The organism is Streptomyces sp. DSM 106670, assembly GCF_055792845.1.
In genome coordinates, this window is record NZ_CM147704.1 from 6532282 (window position 1) to 6550083 (window position 17802).

Genomic DNA, 17802 nt, shown 5'->3' on the forward strand with positions numbered 1-17802 from the left:
CGGCACCAGCGGGCGCCGCCCGTCAGGCCTTCGCCTCAACGCGCGCCGCGCCGGGCGGACTTCGGTACCAGCGGGCGCCGCCCCGTCAGGCCTCCGCCTCAACGCGCCCCGCCCCCACCGGACTTCCGGGTCAGCGTGCGCCGAGCTTGCGGGTCGGTGCAGCGCGTTCGGCCTCTCGCTTCCGGGCCGCCCACAGCGTCCGTACATGCGCGAGATGGCCGCGCATGTGCTCCTCGGCCGCCTCGGCGTCTCCCGCGATCATGATGTCCAGGAGCGCGGTGTGCTCCTGCGCCGAACTCACCAGCGACCCCTCCTCGGACAGATCGGTGAGCCCGTAGAGCCGGGAGCGCTTGCGCAGGTCGGCCACGGTCTCGACGAGGCGGGTGTTCCCGGCGAGGGCGAGCAGTTCGAGATGGAAGCGCCGGTCGGACTCCAGATAGGCGATCAGGTCGCCGCTCTGCGCGGCCGTCACGATCTCCTCGGCCACCGGGCGCAGCGCCTCCAGCTGCTCGCGGGAGGCGGTGCGGGTCACGCGGCCGATGGTGGGGATCTCGATGAGCGCGCGGATCTCGGTGTACTCGTCCAGGTCGCGCTCGGAGAGTTCGGTGACCCGGAAGCCCTTGTTGCGCACCGCCTCGACCAGACCCTCGCGGGCCAGGTCGAGCATGGCCTCGCGGACGGGTGTCGCCGAGACGCCGTACTCGGCGGCGAGGGTGGGCGCGGAGTAGATCACGCCGGGCTGAAGCTCACCCGCTATCAGCGCGGCCCGCAGCGCGTTGGCCACCTGGTCGCGCAGATGCTCCTGCACCGAGATGAGTTTGCGGGACTTCAGCTCACTCATGCGTTCCCCTTCACGATTTGTCACCGCACCATACAATGTCACGTTGCGCGGCGACGCGGCACCCTCCGGAGGGCGGTCGAGGGGCGTGGAGACCGGCGAACGGTCCGGGCCCGAGGGGACACGTTTCGGTAACGGGGCGACGCACATCTTGGCTGTGCAATTTCACATTACTATGTTACGGGTCACACGCTATGGACGCGGGCGGCCGCTCGGCCGCCCGCATCGCCGCCGGGCGCTCCGGCCCGGCTCACTTCACCCCTTCTCCGGCACGTTCCGGTCCGGCCCGGTCAGGCCCGTTCCGCTCCGCCGCGTCCCCTTCCCGTACGAGGAGTGCACCCATGTCCCGTCGCACCCGCACGCTGTCCGCGACCCTGAGCGCCTCGCTCGCCCTGGCCCTGTTGGGAGCCTGCTCCGCACAGGGAGGTGACGACCGCGGCCCGGACGAGCGGCAGCCCGGGGTGGCGACCGGCACCGTCATCGGCGGCACCCCCGAGCGCGGCGGCACCCTGACCGTGCTGTCCAACCAGGACTTCGCCCATCTCGACCCGGCCCGCAACTGGGTCATGCCGACCATGGACTTCGGCACCCGGCTGATCTACCGCACCCTCACCACCTTCCGGGCCGCACCCGGGAAGCAGGGCAGCGAGATCGTCCCCGACCTCGCGACCGACCTCGGCAGATCCTCCGACGGCGGCCGCACCTGGACCTTCACCCTGAAGCAGGGACTCCGCTACGAGGACGGCACCCCGATCCTCGCCCGCGACATCAAGTACAACGTCGAGCGCTCCTTCGCCCCGGACCTCGCGGGCGGCCCCGACTACGCCCAGCGTTATCTGGCCGGCGCCGAGGGGTACGCCGGTCCGCTGGACGGCAAGCACCTCGACTCGGTGCGGACCCCCGACGACCGGACCATCGTCTTCTCGCTCCGCAGGCCCGTCGCCGAGTTCTCCTACACGGTCACGCTGCCCACCTTCTCTCCCGTGCCCGCGTCCCGGGAGAAGGGCGTCCAGTACGACCTGCGGCCCTTCTCCTCCGGTCCGTACCGCATCGAGAGCTACGCACGCGGCAAGAAGCTGGTGCTGGTCCGCAACCCCCACTGGGACGCGGCGACCGACCCGGTGCGCAAGGCGTACCCCGACCGCATCGTGGTGATCCAGGGCCTCAAGGGCGGCCAGATCGACGACCGGATCATCGAGAGCGCGGGCGCCGACGCCTCCGCGGTCGAGTGGTCCGACCTCCAGCCCTCCAGCGTCGCCAAGGTGCTGCCGAAGCCCGCGATCCGGCAGCGGCTCTCCGCCGAGCGCACCGGCTGCACCGACATGCTCGCGCTGAACACCTCCCGGGCGCCCTTCGACGACCCGAAGCTCCGTCAGGCGATGCAGTACGCCGTCGACAAGGAGGCCCAGGTGACCGCCAACGGCGGACCGGCCCTCAACGACGTCGCCACCGGCTATCTGCCCCCGTCGCTGACGGGCGGCCGGCCCGCCGACCCGGTCCACGACGGACCGGCCACCGGCGATGTGAAGAAGGCCGAGAAGCTGCTCGCCGAGGCGGGCAGGGCCGACGGGTTCGACACGACGATCACCGTGTCCACCGGCGACAAGACCCGCGCCGAGGCGCTCCAGCAGAGCCTGGCCCGGGTCGGCATACGGCTGCGCATCGAGACCGTCGACCCCTCGGTCTACTACGACACCATCGGCGACACCGCGGGCGCCCCCGACATGGCCATCAGCGGCTGGTGCCCGGACTACCCGTCCGCCGCCACCTTCCTGCCGTTCGTCTTCGACGGCCGCACCATCAAGCCCAAGGGCAACCAGGGCAATGTCTCCCAGTTCCGCGACAAGGCCGTGGAGAAGCGCATGGACGAGATCGCCGCGATGCCCGACGCGGCCGCCGCCGACACGGCGTGGACCGCGCTCGACCAGGAGATCCAGCGCTCGTCCCCGGCCGTCCCGCTGCTCTGGGAGCGCAAGCCGCTGCTGGTGGGCGACAACATCGCCGGGGCCTTCGGACATCCGTCCTGGACCGGCCAGTTCGACTTCGCGGTGATCGGGCTGAAGGACCCGTCCCGGAGCAAGGGCTGAAGGGGCCGGAGGGACCGAGGGGCTGAAGGACCGAGGACCGAGGACCGAAGGAACGAGGACGCATCGCCATGACTCCCGTCACCCAGCAGACCGCCGGACCGCCCGCGGGACCGGGCGCCGGGCCGCCCGCCGGACCGGCTGCCGCCCCGACTTCCGGCGGACCCGGCTCCCCGGCCCTGCCCGCCGCCCCCTGGCGGACCACCTGGCGCCGCCTGTGGGGCGACCGGGGCAGCCGGACCGCCCTGATCGCCGCCGCCCTGCTCGTCCTGGTCGCCCTCACCGCGCCCCTGCTCAGCCGGCTGGGCGGCTGGTCGCCCACCGCCTTCGACGCCGCCGCCATCGACCCCTACCTCGGCGGCCTGCCCCACGGAACCCTCGGCGGCGTCAGCGCCGAACACTGGCTCGGCGTCGAACCGGTCACCGGCCGCGACCTGTTCGCCCGCGTCGTCCACGGCGCCCAGGTCTCCCTGCTGATCGCCTTCGCCGCCACCGCGATCGTCGTCGTCACCGGCACCGCCGCCGGTATCGCGGCCGGCTACTTCGGCGGCCGCGTCGACACCGTACTGAGCCGGCTGATGGACCTCACCATGTCCTTCCCCTCGCTTATCTTCATGATCGCGATGATGTCGGTGGCCCAGGACGTCAACCGGGTCCTGCTGATGACCGTCGTCATCGGCGTCTTCGGCTGGCCCGGCATCGCCCGCGTGGTGCGCGCCGAGGCCCTCTCGCTGCGCCACCGCGAGTACGTCGAGGCCGCGCGCGCCTGCGGCAGCGGGCCCTGGCGCATCCTCACCCGGCAGGTGCTGCCCAACATCTCCGGGCCCGTCATCGCGTACACCACCCTGCTGATCCCCGGAATGATCAGCACCGAGGCCGCGCTCAGCTTCCTCGGCGTGGGCGTGCGCCCGCCCACCCCCTCCTGGGGCCAGATGATCGCCGAGGCCGTCGCGTACTACGAGACGGACCCCATGTACTTCATCGTCCCCAGCGTCTTCCTCTTCGTCGCCGTCCTCGCCTTCACCGTCCTCGGCGACGCGCTGCGCGACATCCTCGACCCCCAGGGGGACCGCCCGTGATCGCCTACCTGGTCCGCAGGATCCTCGGCGTGACCGGCGTCCTGCTCGCCATCTGCGCCGTCACCTTCGTCATCTTCTACCTGCTGCCCGCCGACCCGGCGGCGGCCGCCTGCGGCAAGACGTGCAGCCCCGAACGCCTCGCGGAGGTACGCCATTTCATGGGGCTCGACCAGCCCGTGTGGCGCCAGTTCGGCGACTACCTCGTCGGGATCTTCGCCGGCCGCGAACTGGGCAGCGGCCCGCACGCGTTGTCGTGCGGCTTCCCCTGCCTCGGCTACTCCTACGAGAACGCCCTGCCGGTGTGGGACCTGCTGATGGACCGGCTGCCCGTCTCCGTGTCGCTGGCCTTCGGCGCGGCCTGCCTGTGGCTGGTGCTCGGGCTGACCGCCGGGGTGACCGCCGCCCTGCGCAAGGGCGGCCTCCTCGACCGCACCCTGATGGTCGGCGCGGTGGCCACCGCGTCGCTGCCCGTCTACTTCACCGCGATGATGCTGCTCTACGGCCTGGTCCGGCTGACCGGGCTGCTGCCCTACCCCGCCTACGTCCCGCTCACCGACGACCCTCTCGCCTGGGCGGCCAATCTGCTGCTGCCGTGGATCGCGCTGGCCCTGCTCTACGCCGCGATGTACGCCCGCCAGAGCCGCAGTTCGATGATCGAGACGATGGCGCAGCCCTACATCCGGACCGCCCGCGCCAAGGGCCTGCCCGCCCGGACCGTCGTGGTCAAGCACGGACTGCGCTCCGCGATGATGCCGGTGCTCACGCTCTTCGGCATGGACCTCGGCGCCCTGCTCGCCGGAGCGGTCATCACCGAGTCCATCTTCGGCATCCCCGGCGTCGGCCGGCTCTTCTACGACGCCCTGCAACGCTCCGACCAGCCCGTCGTGCTCGGTGTGACCCTGCTCGCGGCCTTCTTCATCGTGGCGGCCAACGTCGTCATCGACCTCCTGTACGCCGTCGTCGACCCGAGGGTGAGGAACTGACGTGCCGCCCACCACCGAACCGGACCCGCCCCTGCTGCGCGTCCAGGACCTGCGGGTCGCCTTCGACACCCCCGCCGGCACCGTCCAGGCGGTCGACGGGGTCTCCTTCACCGTGGCGGCCGGCCGCACCCTGGGTCTGGTCGGCGAGTCCGGCTCCGGCAAGTCGGTCACCTCCCTCGCTGTGATGGGCCTGCACCGCCGGGCCCGGGTGAGCGGATCGATCACCCTCGCCGGACAGGAGCTCCTCGGCCTGACCGACCGCCGGTTCGGCCGGCTGCGCGGACGCCGGATGGCCATGGTCTTCCAGGACCCGCTGTCCGCACTGCACCCCGCGTACACGGTCGGCGAACAGATCGCGGAGGCCCACCGCCACCACTTCGGCAGCGGCCGGCGCGTCGCCCGCAGACGCGCCGTGGACATGCTCGGCGAGGTCGGCATCCCCGAACCGGCCCGCCGGGCGGGGGAGTACGCGCACCAGTTCTCCGGCGGCATGCGCCAGCGCGCCATGATCGCCATGGCCCTGTCCTGCGAACCCGAACTGCTCGTCGCTGACGAACCGACCACCGCGCTCGACGTCACCGTCCAGGCGCAGATCCTCGAACTCATCGCCCGGCTCCAGCAGGAACGCGGGCTGGGCGTGCTGATGATCACCCACGACCTGGGCGTGGTGGCCCGCGTCGCCCACGAGGTGCTCGTGATGTACGGCGGGCGCGGCGCCGAACAGGCCCCGGTGGACGACCTGTTCCACCGCCCCGCGCACCCCTACACCCGGGGCCTGCTGGACTCGCTGCCCCGCCTGGACGACCCGGACGACGCCCCGCTGCGCGCCATCCCCGGCTCCCCGCCGTCCCCGGCCGAGCCACGGGCCGGCTGCCCCTTCGCGCCGCGCTGCCCCCGGGCGGCCGCCGCCACCGCCCCGGAGCGGGCCCGCTGCGCCGAGGAGAGCCCCCACCCTCGGGACGTACCCGGCGGCGGTCGGCTGGTCGCCTGCCATCTGCCCCTGCTGCCCACCCCGCCCGCCCCGTACCCCGGTCCGGCCGACGGGGTGCCCGTACCGGCCGAGGAGGCCCGATGAAACCCACGTACAGCAACTCCGCGCAATCGCAGGCCCGTTCGGGCGATGGTGACGGGGCGGAGGCGCCCCTGCTGTCCGTACGCGGTCTGGTGAAGGCGTTCCCCGGCCGCCGCGTCCTGGGGCGCGCCGCCGCGCCGGTCCGCGCGGTGGACGGTGTCGATCTGGAGCTCGCGGCGGGGGAGACCCTCGGGCTGGTCGGGGAGTCGGGCTGCGGCAAGTCCACCACCGGCCGGATGCTGGTCCGGCTGCTGGAACCCACCGCGGGGACCGTCGAGTTCGAGGGCCGCGACATCACCCATCTCTCCCCGCGCGAGCTGCGGCCCGTCCGGCGACGCCTCCAGATCATCTTCCAGGATCCGCACGCCTCCCTGAACCCGCGACAGACCGTCGCCCGCATCATCGCCGAACCCCTGCTGGTGCAGGGCGCCACGGCCTCGGCGGCCCGGGACCGGGCCGCCGAACTGCTCGATCTGGTGGGCCTGGGCGCCGAGCATCTGGACCGGCACCCGTACCAGTTCTCCGGCGGTCAGGCCCAGCGCATCGGCATCGCCCGGGCCCTGGCGACCGGCCCCCGTCTGATCGTCGCCGACGAGCCGGTCTCCGCGCTCGATGTGTCCGTCCAGGCCCAGGTCGTCAATCTGATGGAACGTCTGGGCGGGGAGCTGGGGCTGTCGTTCCTCTTCATCGCCCACGATCTGTCCGTCGTGAAGCGGGTGTGCGACCGGGTGGCGGTGATGTACCTGGGCCGCATCGTCGAGATCGGTGACAAGCACGAGCTGTACGACAGTCCGGCACACCCCTATACCCGCGCGCTGCTCTCGGCGGTCCCGCTGCCCGACCCGGCGGCGGAGCGGCGACGGGAGCGGATCCTGCTGCTCGGCGACCCGCCGAGTCCCGCCGCGCCGCCCAGCGGCTGCGGCTTCCATCCGCGCTGCCCGAAGGCGCAGGCGCTCTGCCGCACTGAGCGGCCGCTGCTCCGGATCTTCGGCTCCGGCGCGCGCACGGCCGCCTGCCACTTCCCCGAAACGGGCTGAGCGGCACCCGGCGGGCCGGGGTGACCCGGCCCGCCGGGCCGCGTTCACCGGGAAGCCGCATCGGATTCGGTCCTACGCCTTCCCCGTGAAGTGTGACCTGTGCAATGGTACATGGCACAGGGCGTGGGCATGTCAACTCCGGACATCGATCCCATCCCGTCCGGCCGACAGCACGGCGCGACAACACCCCCCGGCCCACGCCCCGGACATCCCATCGGTCACGCAGGTGCGTGCCTCCGATCCCTCATGGGAGGAACAACGTGAGAACCACACTCGTCCGCCGAGGTGTGGGTGCCGTTCTGCCCCTGGCTCTGGCCGGGGCGATGAGCGTCGCGCTGCTCGCGCAGCCGGCCCAGGCGCGGCCGAACCCCCCTTCGGCCGCCACGGCATCGAACGCGTCGCAACCGTCCCGCCCCGCCGGGTCGGCCGACCCCGCGCCGCTGGCGCAGCAGTCCCCCACCTCCGACACCGGTCACCAGCTCAAGGACCGGCTGAAGGCGTCCCAGCTCCCCCCGCTGAGCGCCGACAAGTCCGCTCTCAAGGAGGCCTACGGCCACCGCGACGCCCCGCGGAAGCAGGACGCGGGCACGAAGCCCTCGGCGAAGGCGGCCGCCGCGTGCGACCCGGCCGACTTCACCGGCCGCACCGGAAGCGAACTGGTCCGGCAGATCAAGGGCTCCACCATCGACTGCGTCAACACCCTGTTCGGCCTGACCGGGAGCAACGCCCAACTGGCCTTCCGCGAGGCCCAGATGGTCACCGTGGCCTACGCGCTGCGCGACAACGCCGCCTATTACCCGGGCGACGCGAGCACCGGCACCCCGCAGCTCGTCCTCTACCTCCGCGCCGGGTACTACGTGCAGTGGTACAACCCGGACGTCGTCGGACCGTACGGCAGCGCCCTGACGACCGCCATCCGCTCGGGTCTCGACACCTTCTTCGCGAGCCCCCGCTCGCACGATGTCACCGACGAGAACGGCGAGACGCTCTCCGAGGCGGTCATCCTGATCGACAGCGCCCAGGAGAACGCCCGCTACCTCCACGTCGTCAAGCGGATGCTGGCCGACTACGACTCCTCCTGGAACGCCTACTCGCGGATGCTCGCCGCGGCCAACAACGTGTACACGGTGACCTTCCGGGGCCACCAGGTGCCCGCGTTCGTCAGCGCCGTCGAGGCGGACCCCGGCCTCATCGACTCCCTGTACCGCTTCGCCGCCGACCACATCGACCTGCTGGGCGGCGACCAGGCGTATCTGACCTCCAACGCCGGACGGGAACTGGCCTGCTTCCTCCAGCACGAGAGCCTGCGCGACAAGGTCCGCCCGCCGGCCACCGCGCTGCTCCGGCAGACCTCCATCACCGGCCCCACCGCCCCGCTCTGGGTGGGCATAGCGGAGATGGCCGACTACTACGACAAGGCGAACTGCTCCGACTACGGAGTCTGCGACCTCCAGGAACGCCTCAAGCGCGAGGTCCTGCCGGTCCGGCACACCTGTAGCCCGAGCATCCGCATCCTCGCCCAGCAGATGACGTCCGCCGAGCTGGACTCCAGCTGCACCAGCCTCATCGAGCAGGACGCCTACTTCCACCGGATCGCCAAGGACGACGGCCCGGTCGCCGACGACAACAACACCTCCATCGAGGTGATCGCCTACGACTCCAGCGCCGACTACCAGACGTACGCCGGCGCGATGTACGGCATCGACACCAACAACGGCGGCATGTACCTGGAGGGCGACCCCTCCGTCGTCGGCAACCAGCCCCGCTTCATCGCCTACGAGGCCGAGTGGCTGCGGCCGGACTTCCACATCTGGAACCTCAACCACGAGTACACCCACTACCTCGACGGCCGGTTCACCATGTACGGCGACTTCGCCGAGGGCATGAGCACCCCGACCGTCTGGTGGGTGGAGGGCTTCGCGGAGTACATCTCCTACCACTACCGGGGCGAGCCCTACACCGCGGCGATGACCGAGGCGGGCAAGGGCACCTACGCCCTGAGCACCCTGTTCGGCACCGACTACAGCCACGACACCACCCGGGTGTACCGCTGGGGCTACCTCGCCGTGCGCTACATGCTGGAGCAGCACCCCGCCGACATGGACACGGTGCTCGGCCACTACCGCACCGGAGAGTGGGCCGCCGCCCGGACCTACCTCACCAGCACCGTCGGCACCCGCTACGACAGCGACTTCCGCACCTGGCTGGCGGGCTGCGCGGCCGGTGACTGCGGCGACGGCTCCACCACCCCCGTCTCCGAGTGCACCGACCCCGACACCCGCGTGCTGGGCGAGAACTGCCGCCGCAGCGACCTCTCCGCCACCACCGGGAACTACGCCTACCACTACCTGTACATACCGGCCAGCACCGCACAGCTGAAGATCACCGTCAGCGGCGGCACCGGCGACGCCGACCTCTACTACAGCGGTACCGGCTGGGCCACCACCTCCGCGCACACCAGCCGCGACACCGGCCCCGGCAACGCCCACACCCTGACCGTCACCCACCCGCCCGCGGGCGTCAACTACATCAGCCTGCACGCCGCGAGCACCTTCGGCGGGGCCACCCTGACCACCGCCCACTGATCCGCCCGCCGCACCCTCCGGCCGGGGCCGGGCGCCACGCGCGTCCGGCCCCGGCCCACTGTCAGTGCCTCCCCCTACAGTCGAAGACATCGCTCGGGGAACGCGCCGGGGGAGTCGGGGAACACCGGAGAAGGGGCCACAGCCATGTCCGCCAACAGGATCCAGCACAAGGTGAATCACGTCGCTCTGGTCGTGGACGCCTCCGGTTCGATGTACCAGCACCAGGGGCAGCTGATCCGCGTCGTGGACGAGTTCGTGGCGGGTCTGAAGGCCGAGTCGGACAGCCTCGGCCACGAGACCCGGATCAGCCTCTACTCCTTCGACCACCGGGTGGAGAACCTGGTCTGGGACATGGACGTGAAGCATCTTCCGTCCATGCGCGGGCTGTACAAGGTCAACAACGGCGCCACCGCCCTGATCGAGGCCTCGCTGAAGTCCCTGGACGACCTGGGGCACATCTGGGAGGAGTACGGCGAGCACAGCTTCCTCCAGATCGTCGTGACGGACGGCGAGGAGAACGCCTCCGGCGGCGACCGGCGGCACGACGGCGACATGAGGATCCTCGGCCCCTGGCTCGACCGGATCACCGCGAAGATGAACGGACTCCCGGGGCACTGGACCTCCGCGATCCTCGTCCCCAACTCCCTGGCGAAGCGCACCGCCCAGAACTACGGCTTCCCGGCCGGCAACATCGCCATCTGGGACGCGGACTCCCAGAAGGGCGTCGAGGACGCGATCGGCACCGTGCGCGCCGCCGCCACCAGCTTCCTGAGGGGCCGCGAGCAGGGCGTGCGCGGCACGAAGAATCTGTTCGCCGTCGGCCAGGACATATCCGTCGACGATGTGCGGGCCACTCTCGAACCGGTCGCCGCCGACAAGTACCGCCTGCTGAAGGTCGACAAGGAGATGGAGATCCGCGCCTTCGTCGACTCGCACCCTGGCGTCAGTTACGAACGCGGGTCCTGCTACTACCAGTTGGGTGCGCGGGTCCAGGTGCAGCCCGACAAGGAGGTCATCGTCGTCGAGAAGGACACCGACCGCGCCTACACGGGCGAGGCCGCGCGCAACCTCCTGTTCGGCGCCGGTGTCCGCGGGACCGTCTCGGTGAAGGCAGGCAACAACCCCAAGCTGGAGGTCTATGTGCAGAGCCGCTCGGTGAACAGGAAGCTCAAGGCCGATACGCGCCTGCTCATCATGCTCTGACCCTGGTCATGCTCCGACCCCGGACGGCCGTTCAGCCCGAGGTCGCCGGAGCCGAGGAGTCCATGGCCACCGAGACGGCCAGCAGACCCAGGGCGGTGCCCATCAGATAGCGCTGGGCGCGCAGCCAGGAGGGGCGGCGGGCGAGAAAGACGGCGATGGCTCCGGCCGCCAGGACGATGCACAGGTTGACGGTGAGAGCCACCGCGATCTGGACGGAGCCCAGCAGGAAGCCCTGGAGAAGGACGTTTCCCGCCTCCAGGCTGATGAACTGCGGGATGAGGGAGAGATACATGATGGCGATCTTGGGGTTGAGCAGATTCGTCATCAGGCCCATCGTGAACAGCTTGCGCGAGGAGTCGTGCGGCAGGTCCTTGGGCGCGAAGACGGAGATACCGCCGGGCCGCAGGGCGGACCAGGCCAAGTAGGCCAGATAGCCGGCGCCTGCCAGCTTCACGGCCACGTACAGCTCGGGCACCGCGAGGAAGACCACCGACAGACCGAGGTTCGTGGCCAGCAGATAGACCAGGAAGCCCACGGCCACCCCGCCGAGGGACACCACTCCCGCACGGCGTCCCTGGGTGATGCTCCGGGAGACGAGATAGATCATGTTCGGGCCCGGAGTGAGCACCATGCCCAGTGCTACGAGCGCGACCCCCAGCACCCCGCTCAGCTCAACCATGCGTGCCCGCCGCTCTGTTCACCCGGAGCCGGACAGCCCGGCGCTCTGTGCGCCGACCGCACTGCTCGGTGCAATCTGAGTCTAGGTTCGCCTTTCTGGTCGGTTCAATAGGGGACATTGCACTCGGTGCAATGCTGTGCTTCGATGCCGTTCCACGCACCAGGGGAGGGGAGCCCGTGAAGGACTTCCGGTCCGTCGCCGACCTCGTGGCGGCGGAGATCGCGGCCGGCCGGCTCAAGGCCGGGGAACGCCTGCCTCCGCAGCGGGAGTTCGCCCGGCGGTACGCCATCGCCAACTCCACCGCCGTCCGCGTCTACCAGGAGCTCGCCCGCCGCGGTCTCACCGTCGGCCAGGTCGGGCGCGGCACCTTCGTCACGGACGCGCCCGGTGCGCCCGCCCCCGCGCCCGCCCTGTCCGAGCCCGCCGACAGCCGGGTCGACCTGGAGCTCAACCACCCCGTCGTGCCCGAACAGGCCGGGCTGCTCGCCGCCGGCCTGGAGAAGCTGGTGCGCTCCGACCATCTGGAGTCGGTGCTCCGCCCGGTCGGGCCGGACGGCACGGCCGCCGCCCGCGATGCCGCCGCCGAGGTCCTCGCACGGGGCGGCGGGCGGCCCGATCCGGACCGGATCCTGTTCGCCGGGAACGGCCGCCAGGCCATCTCCGCCGCCGTCGCCGCACTGACCCGGCCCGGCGCCCGGCTGGGCGTCGAGGAGTTCACCTATCCGGTGCTGAAGGCCATCGCCGCCCGGCTCGGCGTCACCCTCGTGCCCCTCGCGATGGACGAGGACGGGCTGATCCCGGAAGCGGTGGAGGAAGCACACCGCGCGGATCCGCTGCATGCCGTCTACGTCCAGCCGGTCCTGCACAACCCGCTGTCGATCACCATGCCCGGACGGCGGCTCGACCGGCTGGCCGATGTGCTGCTGACCTCGGGGATCCATGCGATCGAGGACGCCGTCTGGGCCTTCCTCCGGGACGACCTGCCGCCCCTCGCCGCACGGGCCCCCGAGCACACCGTCCTCGTCGACAGCCTCTCCAAACGCCTGTCGCCGGGTCTGTCCCTCGGCTTCACCGTGGCCCCCGCCGCGTCGGCGGGCCGGGTCGCGGGGGCGCTGCGCTCCGGAGGGTGGACGCCGATGCGCTTCCCCCTGGAGGCGATGGTGCGCTGGCAGGCGGACGGCACCGTCGACACGCTCGTACGGGCCAAACAGCGCGAAGTCCGGGCGCGGCAGGAGATCGCCCACCGCCACCTCGGCGACATCCGTACCCGCAGCGACCCGGTCTCCTGCTACCGCTGGTGGGAGCTGCCCGCCCCCTGGCGCGCCGACACCTTCGTCGCCGCCGCCGCGCGGCACGGCATCGCGGTGACCCCGGCCGCCGCGTTCTCCGCCGGCCGCCACCGGGGCCCGCACGCGATCCGCCTCGGCCTGGCCTCGCCCACCCGGGAGGTCCTCTCCCGGGCCCTCGCGACCCTCGCCGACCTGGCCCGGTCCACGCCGGACGAGCTGGCGGGGGACTGAGCCCCGGCGCGGCCGGTGGCCGTCGCCGGAGCCCCCGGCGGTGGCCGCCGGGTCAGACCGTCGCGGCGGTCATCCGTCGCAGTCCCGTGTACTGGAGTGCGGTGTAGACCGTCACGATCAGCGCGCCGATCAGCAGGAACACCGTCCCGAATCCGTTCAGCGGCACGAAGTCGGCGAAGGCGATCACCACACACCCGACCGCGCATACGCCGTTCACCGCGACGACGGTCCTGGCCAGGGCGGGCGGGATCACCGGATAGCCCGCGATCAGGGCGAGGCAGGCCGCCCCGCCGATCTGGAAGATGCCGAACGCCACGGCGAAGGCCACCGGCATCCCGGTCGCGGAGCCGAGCGGCGCGGCGGCCGCGATCAGCACGACGCCCATCACGGCGGTGCTCACGCCGTCGACGCGCAGCACCAGACGGAGAAACCGGGCGGCATCCCGTGCGGGTGCCGTCGCCGCGGACGGGGAAAGGGTGTACGTCATCTCGGACCTCCTCGAGCGGGTGGGGCGATGACACCGTGCCACGCCGCAGGTCCCGGGCTCCATGACCTCCGAGGTCATGGACGGGTGGCCGCGGACCCCGGATACGGTGAGGTCATGGAGACCGAAGAGCCGCCCCGCGTAGGCCTGTTGCTCCGCGAGTGGCGGCGGCGTCGCAAGCTCAGCCAGCTCGAACTGGCTCTGATGGCGGATTCCTCGACCCGGCACCTCTCCTGTGTGGAGACGGGCCGCGCCCGGCCGAGCCGGGAGATGGTCCTCCGGCTGGCCGAGCACCTCGAAGTCCCGCTGCGCGACCGCAACGGCCTGCTGCTGGCGGCCGGTTACGCCCCCGCCTACCGGGAGTCGCCGCTCGACAGCGAGCGGATGGTGATGGTCCGCTCCGCGGTCAGGGCGATGCTGGCCGGCCACGAACCGTATCCGGCCGCCGCGATCGACCGGATCTGGAACATCGTCGACCACAACGACGCGATGTCCCTCCTGCTCGCCACCGTGCCGCCGCACCTGACGGAGTCGGGCGGCAATGTGATGCGGCTGATCCTCCACCCGGAGGGGCTCGCCCCGCAGTGTCTGAACTTCGCCCAGGTCCGCGCCCACGCCCTCGGCCGGCTGCGGCACCAGGCCGACACCACCGGCCACGGCGACCTGCGGGAGCTGTACGAGGAGGTGTCCGCCTACCCGGCCCCGCCGGACCTCGACACCGACCCCGGCCCGGTGGACCCGACGGGCATCGTCGTCCCGCTGCGCATCCGTACGCCGCTCGGCGACATGGCGTTCTTCAGCACGATCGCCACCTTCGGAGCCCCCGCCGACGTGACCCTCTCGGAACTCGCGGTGGAGTCGTTCTTCCCGATGGACGAGCAGACGGACACCCTGCTCCGCACCCTGGCGGCGATGAGCGAGCCGGGCGAGCCGGGCGAGCCGGGCGAGTTGAGTGAGGTGAGCGGCGAGGGCCGGTGACGACGCGCGCCCCGGGCCGGTAGCGGTCCTGGGGCGGCGAAGGTCAGCGGCGGCCCGGTCCTGAGGTGGACCCCGGATTTCCGTGCGGATGGGCCCGGTAGTCCCGCCCGTTGCTCCGCAACTGCTGCGCCCGCAGCCGGGCCTCCTGCTCGATCAGCAACCCGTCCGCGTTCTCGGTGGGACCGCGGCGGCCGCGCCGCACCAGAACCACCGCACAGCATGCGGCCACTCCGCCCAGCACTGCCAGTAACGCGACCAACGTCCCCATGGAATCCCGCTTCCCCCGCTCCGGCCTGCCCGATGGTGGCGATTCTCCTGGCTCCGATCCCCTCCCCGCAAGATCGGCGTCGGTTGACTTCATACCCCTGGGGGGTATCCTTCGAAGTGAGTGGTCGCGACCCGGCGGCCTTGACGAGGGAGTGGGTCATGCACACCGGTCTCAAGATCTCGGCCTTCGCCGTGGGGCTCGCGGCGGCCTTCGGGTCGGCGTACGCGGTGGGCGACGCCCTGGATCCCGCCGTCGCCCCGAAGGAGACCGCCCAGAAGGACGGCCACGGTGCGAAGGACCACCCGGCGGCCAAGGAGAGCGCTGAGGAGAGCGCGGAGAGGAGTGCGCGGGAGAGCTCGGAGCTGCCCGGCGGTCTCCAGGTCTCCGACGGAGGATTCACCCTCGACCTCAGCACCGAGCGCGTCGAGGCGGGCAAGCCGGCCGAGCTGCGCTTCGCGGTCGTCGACGAGGACACCTCCCGCAACGTGACCGCGTTCAGCCGCGAGCACGGCAAGGAACTGCACCTGATCGTGGCGTCGAGCGACCTCACCACCTACCGGCACCTGCACCCCGTGCGGGCCGCCGACGGCACCTGGTCCGCCCCCGTCGAGCTGCCCGAGGCCGGCGGCTATCGGGTCTTCGCCGACTTCACCCCGGACGTGAAGAACGCCGAGGGCGTCACCCTGGGCGCGGACCTCGCCGTATCGGGCGACGCGCGCCCCGAGCCGCTGCCGCGCGAACAGCGGACCGTGACCGTCGACGGGTACGAGGTGACGCTCGACGGGGCGCTGCGCCCCGGGTCGGGCAGCGAGCTGAAGCTGGAGGTCGAGAAGGACGGCAGGCCGGTCACCGACCTTCAGCCCTACCTCGGCGCGTACGGCCACCTCGTCGCCCTGCGCGCCGGAGACCTGGCCTATCTCCACGTCCACCCGAACGGTGAACCGGGCGACGGCCGGACGGAGCCCGGGCCGGAGGTCTCCTTCACCGCGACGGCTCCGAGCAAGGGGGCCTACCGCCTCTTCCTCGACTTCCGGCACGAGGGGAAGGTCCGTACGGCCGCCTTCACCGTGCACGCCGGGGGAGCGGCGCCCGAGAAGTCCGCACCGGAGCACGGCGAATCCGCCGGTCACGGACACTGAGCGGACAGCCGCGCCCCTCCGGTCGGGGCGTCAGCCCACCTCGAGGATCTTGCCCACCAGCCGGGTCAGGGTCCGCCGCTCGGCGGCCGTCAGCGAGCCAAAGGCCCGGTCCAGCAGCCGCGGCACCCCGCCCTCCGCCTCCGCCAGCGCCGGCCCCGCCTCCGGGGTGAGGGTCACCGCATAGGCCCGGCGGTCCCGGGGGTGACGCTCACGCCGTACGAGGCCGGAGTCCTCCAGCCCGTCGATGCAGCCGACCATCACGCTGCGGTCGATGCGCAGCTGCTCGCTCAACTCCTGCTGGGAACAGGGGCCCACGTCGTTCAGCATCTTCAGCACCAGATGCTGGGCCACCGTCAGACGGTGCCCGGACAACTCCTCGTCGATCGTGCGGGCCACCAGGGTCGTCGCCCGGCACAGCGCGATGTCGGGGCGCTCCTGCGCCAGCCGGGAGAAGTACCGCTCGCGTTCGCCGCCCTCCGGGTCCCGGCTCGGCGAAGTGGGGCGGGAAGGCTGCGCGGCGGTCATGACTGCTCCTCCTGCGGTCCAGGACGGCGGGCCATCCGGTGACGCGAGATTGTCCGGTCCCAGAACGTTTTCGCTCTTCCTCAGCCTAGCGCCGCTCCCACGCCCACTACGCACCTCCACGAGTCGCGACTATGCTTTCCCGCAAGATTGTTTGTTGGCAGATGAAACGGGAAGCGCGGTAAACGATGTCGGATTCCCCCTCACCTGCGGCGGCCGGTCCGGAGAGCGCCGCCGCGGAACGGCTCGCCCCCGGTGACCCGCGGTTGTCCTTCGACGGGATCGCCGGCTGGGAACGGGGCGGCGGCGGTCGCGCCGGGCTGCCGCTGCGGATGCCGGTGGACCGGCTCGCCACCGCGATGTCCGCCAACTTCTCCCGGCTGGCCCGTACCACCGCCGGAGTCCGCTTCGCGGTCCGCACGGACGCCTCCGAGCTGGAGCTGGAGGTGGAGAACGACCCCGGCGGCTCGCCGCTGGACGTCCGGGTCGACGGCGTCCTGGCCCACCGCTGGACCGGCGGCCCCGGACGCCACCGCATCGCCTTCCCGCTGCCCGGCGCGGGCGGCGGCCCCGCCGAAGTGGAGGTCTGGCTCCCGCATCTGAGCATCACCCGGATCGCGGCGGTGACCCTGCGCGGCCACCGGCAGCTGCTCGCGGCGGAGCGCACCGGCCGCCGCCTGCTGGTCCACGGAAGCTCACTCACCCACTGCATGTACGCCGCCGGGCCCTCGGAGAGCTGGCCCGCCCTGGTCGCGGCCGGGCGCGGCTGGCGGCTGCGCAACCTCGGGTTCGCGGGGGAGGCGTACCTCGATCCGCTGGTGGCCCGGACGATCCGGGACGCCCCGGCGGACCTGATCACCCTGGAACTCGGCATCAACGCCTATATCCGGGGCGCGTTCACCGCCCGGAGCTGGGGCCCGGCCGCCTGCGGGTTCCTGGACACCATCCGCGACGGCCACCCGCACACCCCGGTCGTGGTGCTCACCCCGCTCTCCTCGCCCGAGCGCGAACGGGCCGTCAACAGCGCCGGGCTGACGCTGGAGGACACCCGGTCCCTGACCGCCGAGGCGGTGCGGGTGCTGCAACGGCTGGGCGACCGCGCTCTCCACCTGCTGGACGGGTCGGCCATCGCGCCCGTGACGGACGCCGGAAGGCTGTACGCGGACGGCCTCCACCCCACGGCCGCGGGGGAGTACGTGCTCGCGGACCGGATCGGCGCGGAACTCGCGAACATCCCGCCGGCCCCGGAGCCCACCCCCGGGACCGGCGGGAACGCCCCCGGGACCGGCGGGAACACCCCCGCGGCCGAGCGCGCCTGAACAGGCCGGGCT

Annotated in this window: 16 protein-coding genes; 11 read left to right on the forward strand and 5 right to left on the reverse strand. The window is 71.9% G+C overall.

Features of this window, described 5'->3' with window-relative positions:
• Nucleotides 1-130: 130 nt before the first annotated feature.
• A complete protein-coding gene (locus ACSMXR_RS29010) occupies nt 131-841 on the reverse strand; it encodes a GntR family transcriptional regulator (RefSeq protein WP_473170224.1) in 711 nt (236 codons plus the stop codon).
• A 338-nt stretch (nt 842-1179) separates the two neighbouring features.
• On the opposite strand from ACSMXR_RS29010, the gene ACSMXR_RS29015 reads away from it, so the two are divergent.
• From ACSMXR_RS29015 to ACSMXR_RS29045, 7 genes are all read left to right on the forward strand, one after another.
• Nucleotides 1180-2925: an ABC transporter substrate-binding protein gene (locus ACSMXR_RS29015; protein ID WP_473170225.1), complete on the forward strand. Its 1746-nt coding sequence runs from the start codon at nt 1180-1182 to the stop codon at nt 2923-2925.
• Between the two features lie 68 nt (nt 2926-2993).
• Nucleotides 2994-4001 (forward strand): ABC transporter permease, encoded by a 1008-nt coding sequence (locus ACSMXR_RS29020; RefSeq protein ID WP_381793824.1) that lies wholly within the window; start codon nt 2994-2996, stop codon nt 3999-4001.
• Nucleotides 3998-4984, forward strand: coding sequence for an ABC transporter permease (locus tag ACSMXR_RS29025; protein WP_473170226.1), 987 nt, complete (start codon nt 3998-4000; stop codon nt 4982-4984). The genes ACSMXR_RS29020 and ACSMXR_RS29025 overlap by 4 nt, the downstream gene beginning before the upstream one ends.
• 1 nt (nt 4985) lies before the next feature.
• On the forward strand, nt 4986-6059 hold the full coding sequence (locus tag ACSMXR_RS29030; RefSeq protein WP_473170227.1) for an ABC transporter ATP-binding protein: 1074 nt from the start codon (nt 4986-4988) through the stop codon (nt 6057-6059).
• Nucleotides 6056-7093 (forward strand): ABC transporter ATP-binding protein, encoded by a 1038-nt coding sequence (locus ACSMXR_RS29035; RefSeq protein WP_473170228.1) that lies wholly within the window; start codon nt 6056-6058, stop codon nt 7091-7093. The genes ACSMXR_RS29030 and ACSMXR_RS29035 overlap by 4 nt, the downstream gene beginning before the upstream one ends.
• 323 nt (nt 7094-7416) lie before the next feature.
• Nucleotides 7417-9678 carry a M9 family metallopeptidase gene (locus ACSMXR_RS29040; protein ID WP_473172458.1) on the forward strand — a complete coding sequence of 754 codons (2262 nt, stop codon included), beginning with the start codon at nt 7417-7419 and terminating at the stop codon, nt 9676-9678.
• Nucleotides 9679-9822: 144 nt separating this feature from the next.
• A complete protein-coding gene (locus ACSMXR_RS29045) occupies nt 9823-10881 on the forward strand; it encodes a vWA domain-containing protein (RefSeq protein ID WP_137230265.1) in 1059 nt (352 codons plus the stop codon).
• Between the two features lie 31 nt (nt 10882-10912).
• On the opposite strand, the gene ACSMXR_RS29050 is transcribed toward ACSMXR_RS29045, so the two are convergent.
• The gene (locus ACSMXR_RS29050) at nt 10913-11560 is read right to left on the reverse strand and encodes a LysE family translocator (RefSeq protein ID WP_137230267.1); all 648 of its coding nucleotides are present in this window, start codon (nt 11558-11560) and stop codon (nt 10913-10915) included.
• Nucleotides 11561-11736: 176 nt separating this feature from the next.
• Between ACSMXR_RS29050 and ACSMXR_RS29055 the strand changes: the two genes are divergently transcribed.
• Complete coding sequence (locus tag ACSMXR_RS29055; protein WP_473170229.1) at nt 11737-13080, forward strand: aminotransferase-like domain-containing protein; 1344 nt, start codon at nt 11737-11739, stop codon at nt 13078-13080.
• A gap of 52 nt (nt 13081-13132) precedes the next feature.
• On the opposite strand, the gene ACSMXR_RS29060 is transcribed toward ACSMXR_RS29055, so the two are convergent.
• Nucleotides 13133-13567 carry a hypothetical protein gene (locus ACSMXR_RS29060; RefSeq protein ID WP_473170230.1) on the reverse strand — a complete coding sequence of 145 codons (435 nt, stop codon included), beginning with the start codon at nt 13565-13567 and terminating at the stop codon, nt 13133-13135.
• 114 nt (nt 13568-13681) lie between these two features.
• On the opposite strand from ACSMXR_RS29060, the gene ACSMXR_RS29065 reads away from it, so the two are divergent.
• The gene (locus ACSMXR_RS29065) at nt 13682-14542 is read left to right on the forward strand and encodes a helix-turn-helix transcriptional regulator (RefSeq protein ID WP_473170231.1); all 861 of its coding nucleotides are present in this window, start codon (nt 13682-13684) and stop codon (nt 14540-14542) included.
• A 43-nt stretch (nt 14543-14585) separates the two neighbouring features.
• Here the strand turns inward: ACSMXR_RS29065 and ACSMXR_RS29070 are convergent, their stop codons facing one another.
• Entirely contained in the window at nt 14586-14810 is a 225-nt protein-coding gene (locus ACSMXR_RS29070; protein WP_103509315.1) for a hypothetical protein, read from the reverse strand.
• A gap of 158 nt (nt 14811-14968) precedes the next feature.
• On the opposite strand from ACSMXR_RS29070, the gene ACSMXR_RS29075 reads away from it, so the two are divergent.
• The gene (locus ACSMXR_RS29075) at nt 14969-15949 is read left to right on the forward strand and encodes a hypothetical protein (protein WP_137230302.1); all 981 of its coding nucleotides are present in this window, start codon (nt 14969-14971) and stop codon (nt 15947-15949) included.
• A 30-nt stretch (nt 15950-15979) separates the two neighbouring features.
• Here ACSMXR_RS29075 and ACSMXR_RS29080 read toward each other — a convergent pair whose 3' ends face one another.
• Nucleotides 15980-16474, reverse strand: a complete 495-nt coding sequence (locus tag ACSMXR_RS29080; RefSeq protein ID WP_137230304.1) for a MarR family winged helix-turn-helix transcriptional regulator — start codon at nt 16472-16474, stop codon at nt 15980-15982.
• Between the two features lie 185 nt (nt 16475-16659).
• Here ACSMXR_RS29080 and ACSMXR_RS29085 point away from each other — a divergent pair, with 185 nt between their 5' ends.
• The gene (locus ACSMXR_RS29085) at nt 16660-17790 is read left to right on the forward strand and encodes a GDSL-type esterase/lipase family protein (protein WP_473170232.1); all 1131 of its coding nucleotides are present in this window, start codon (nt 16660-16662) and stop codon (nt 17788-17790) included.
• Nucleotides 17791-17802 lie beyond the last annotated feature (12 nt).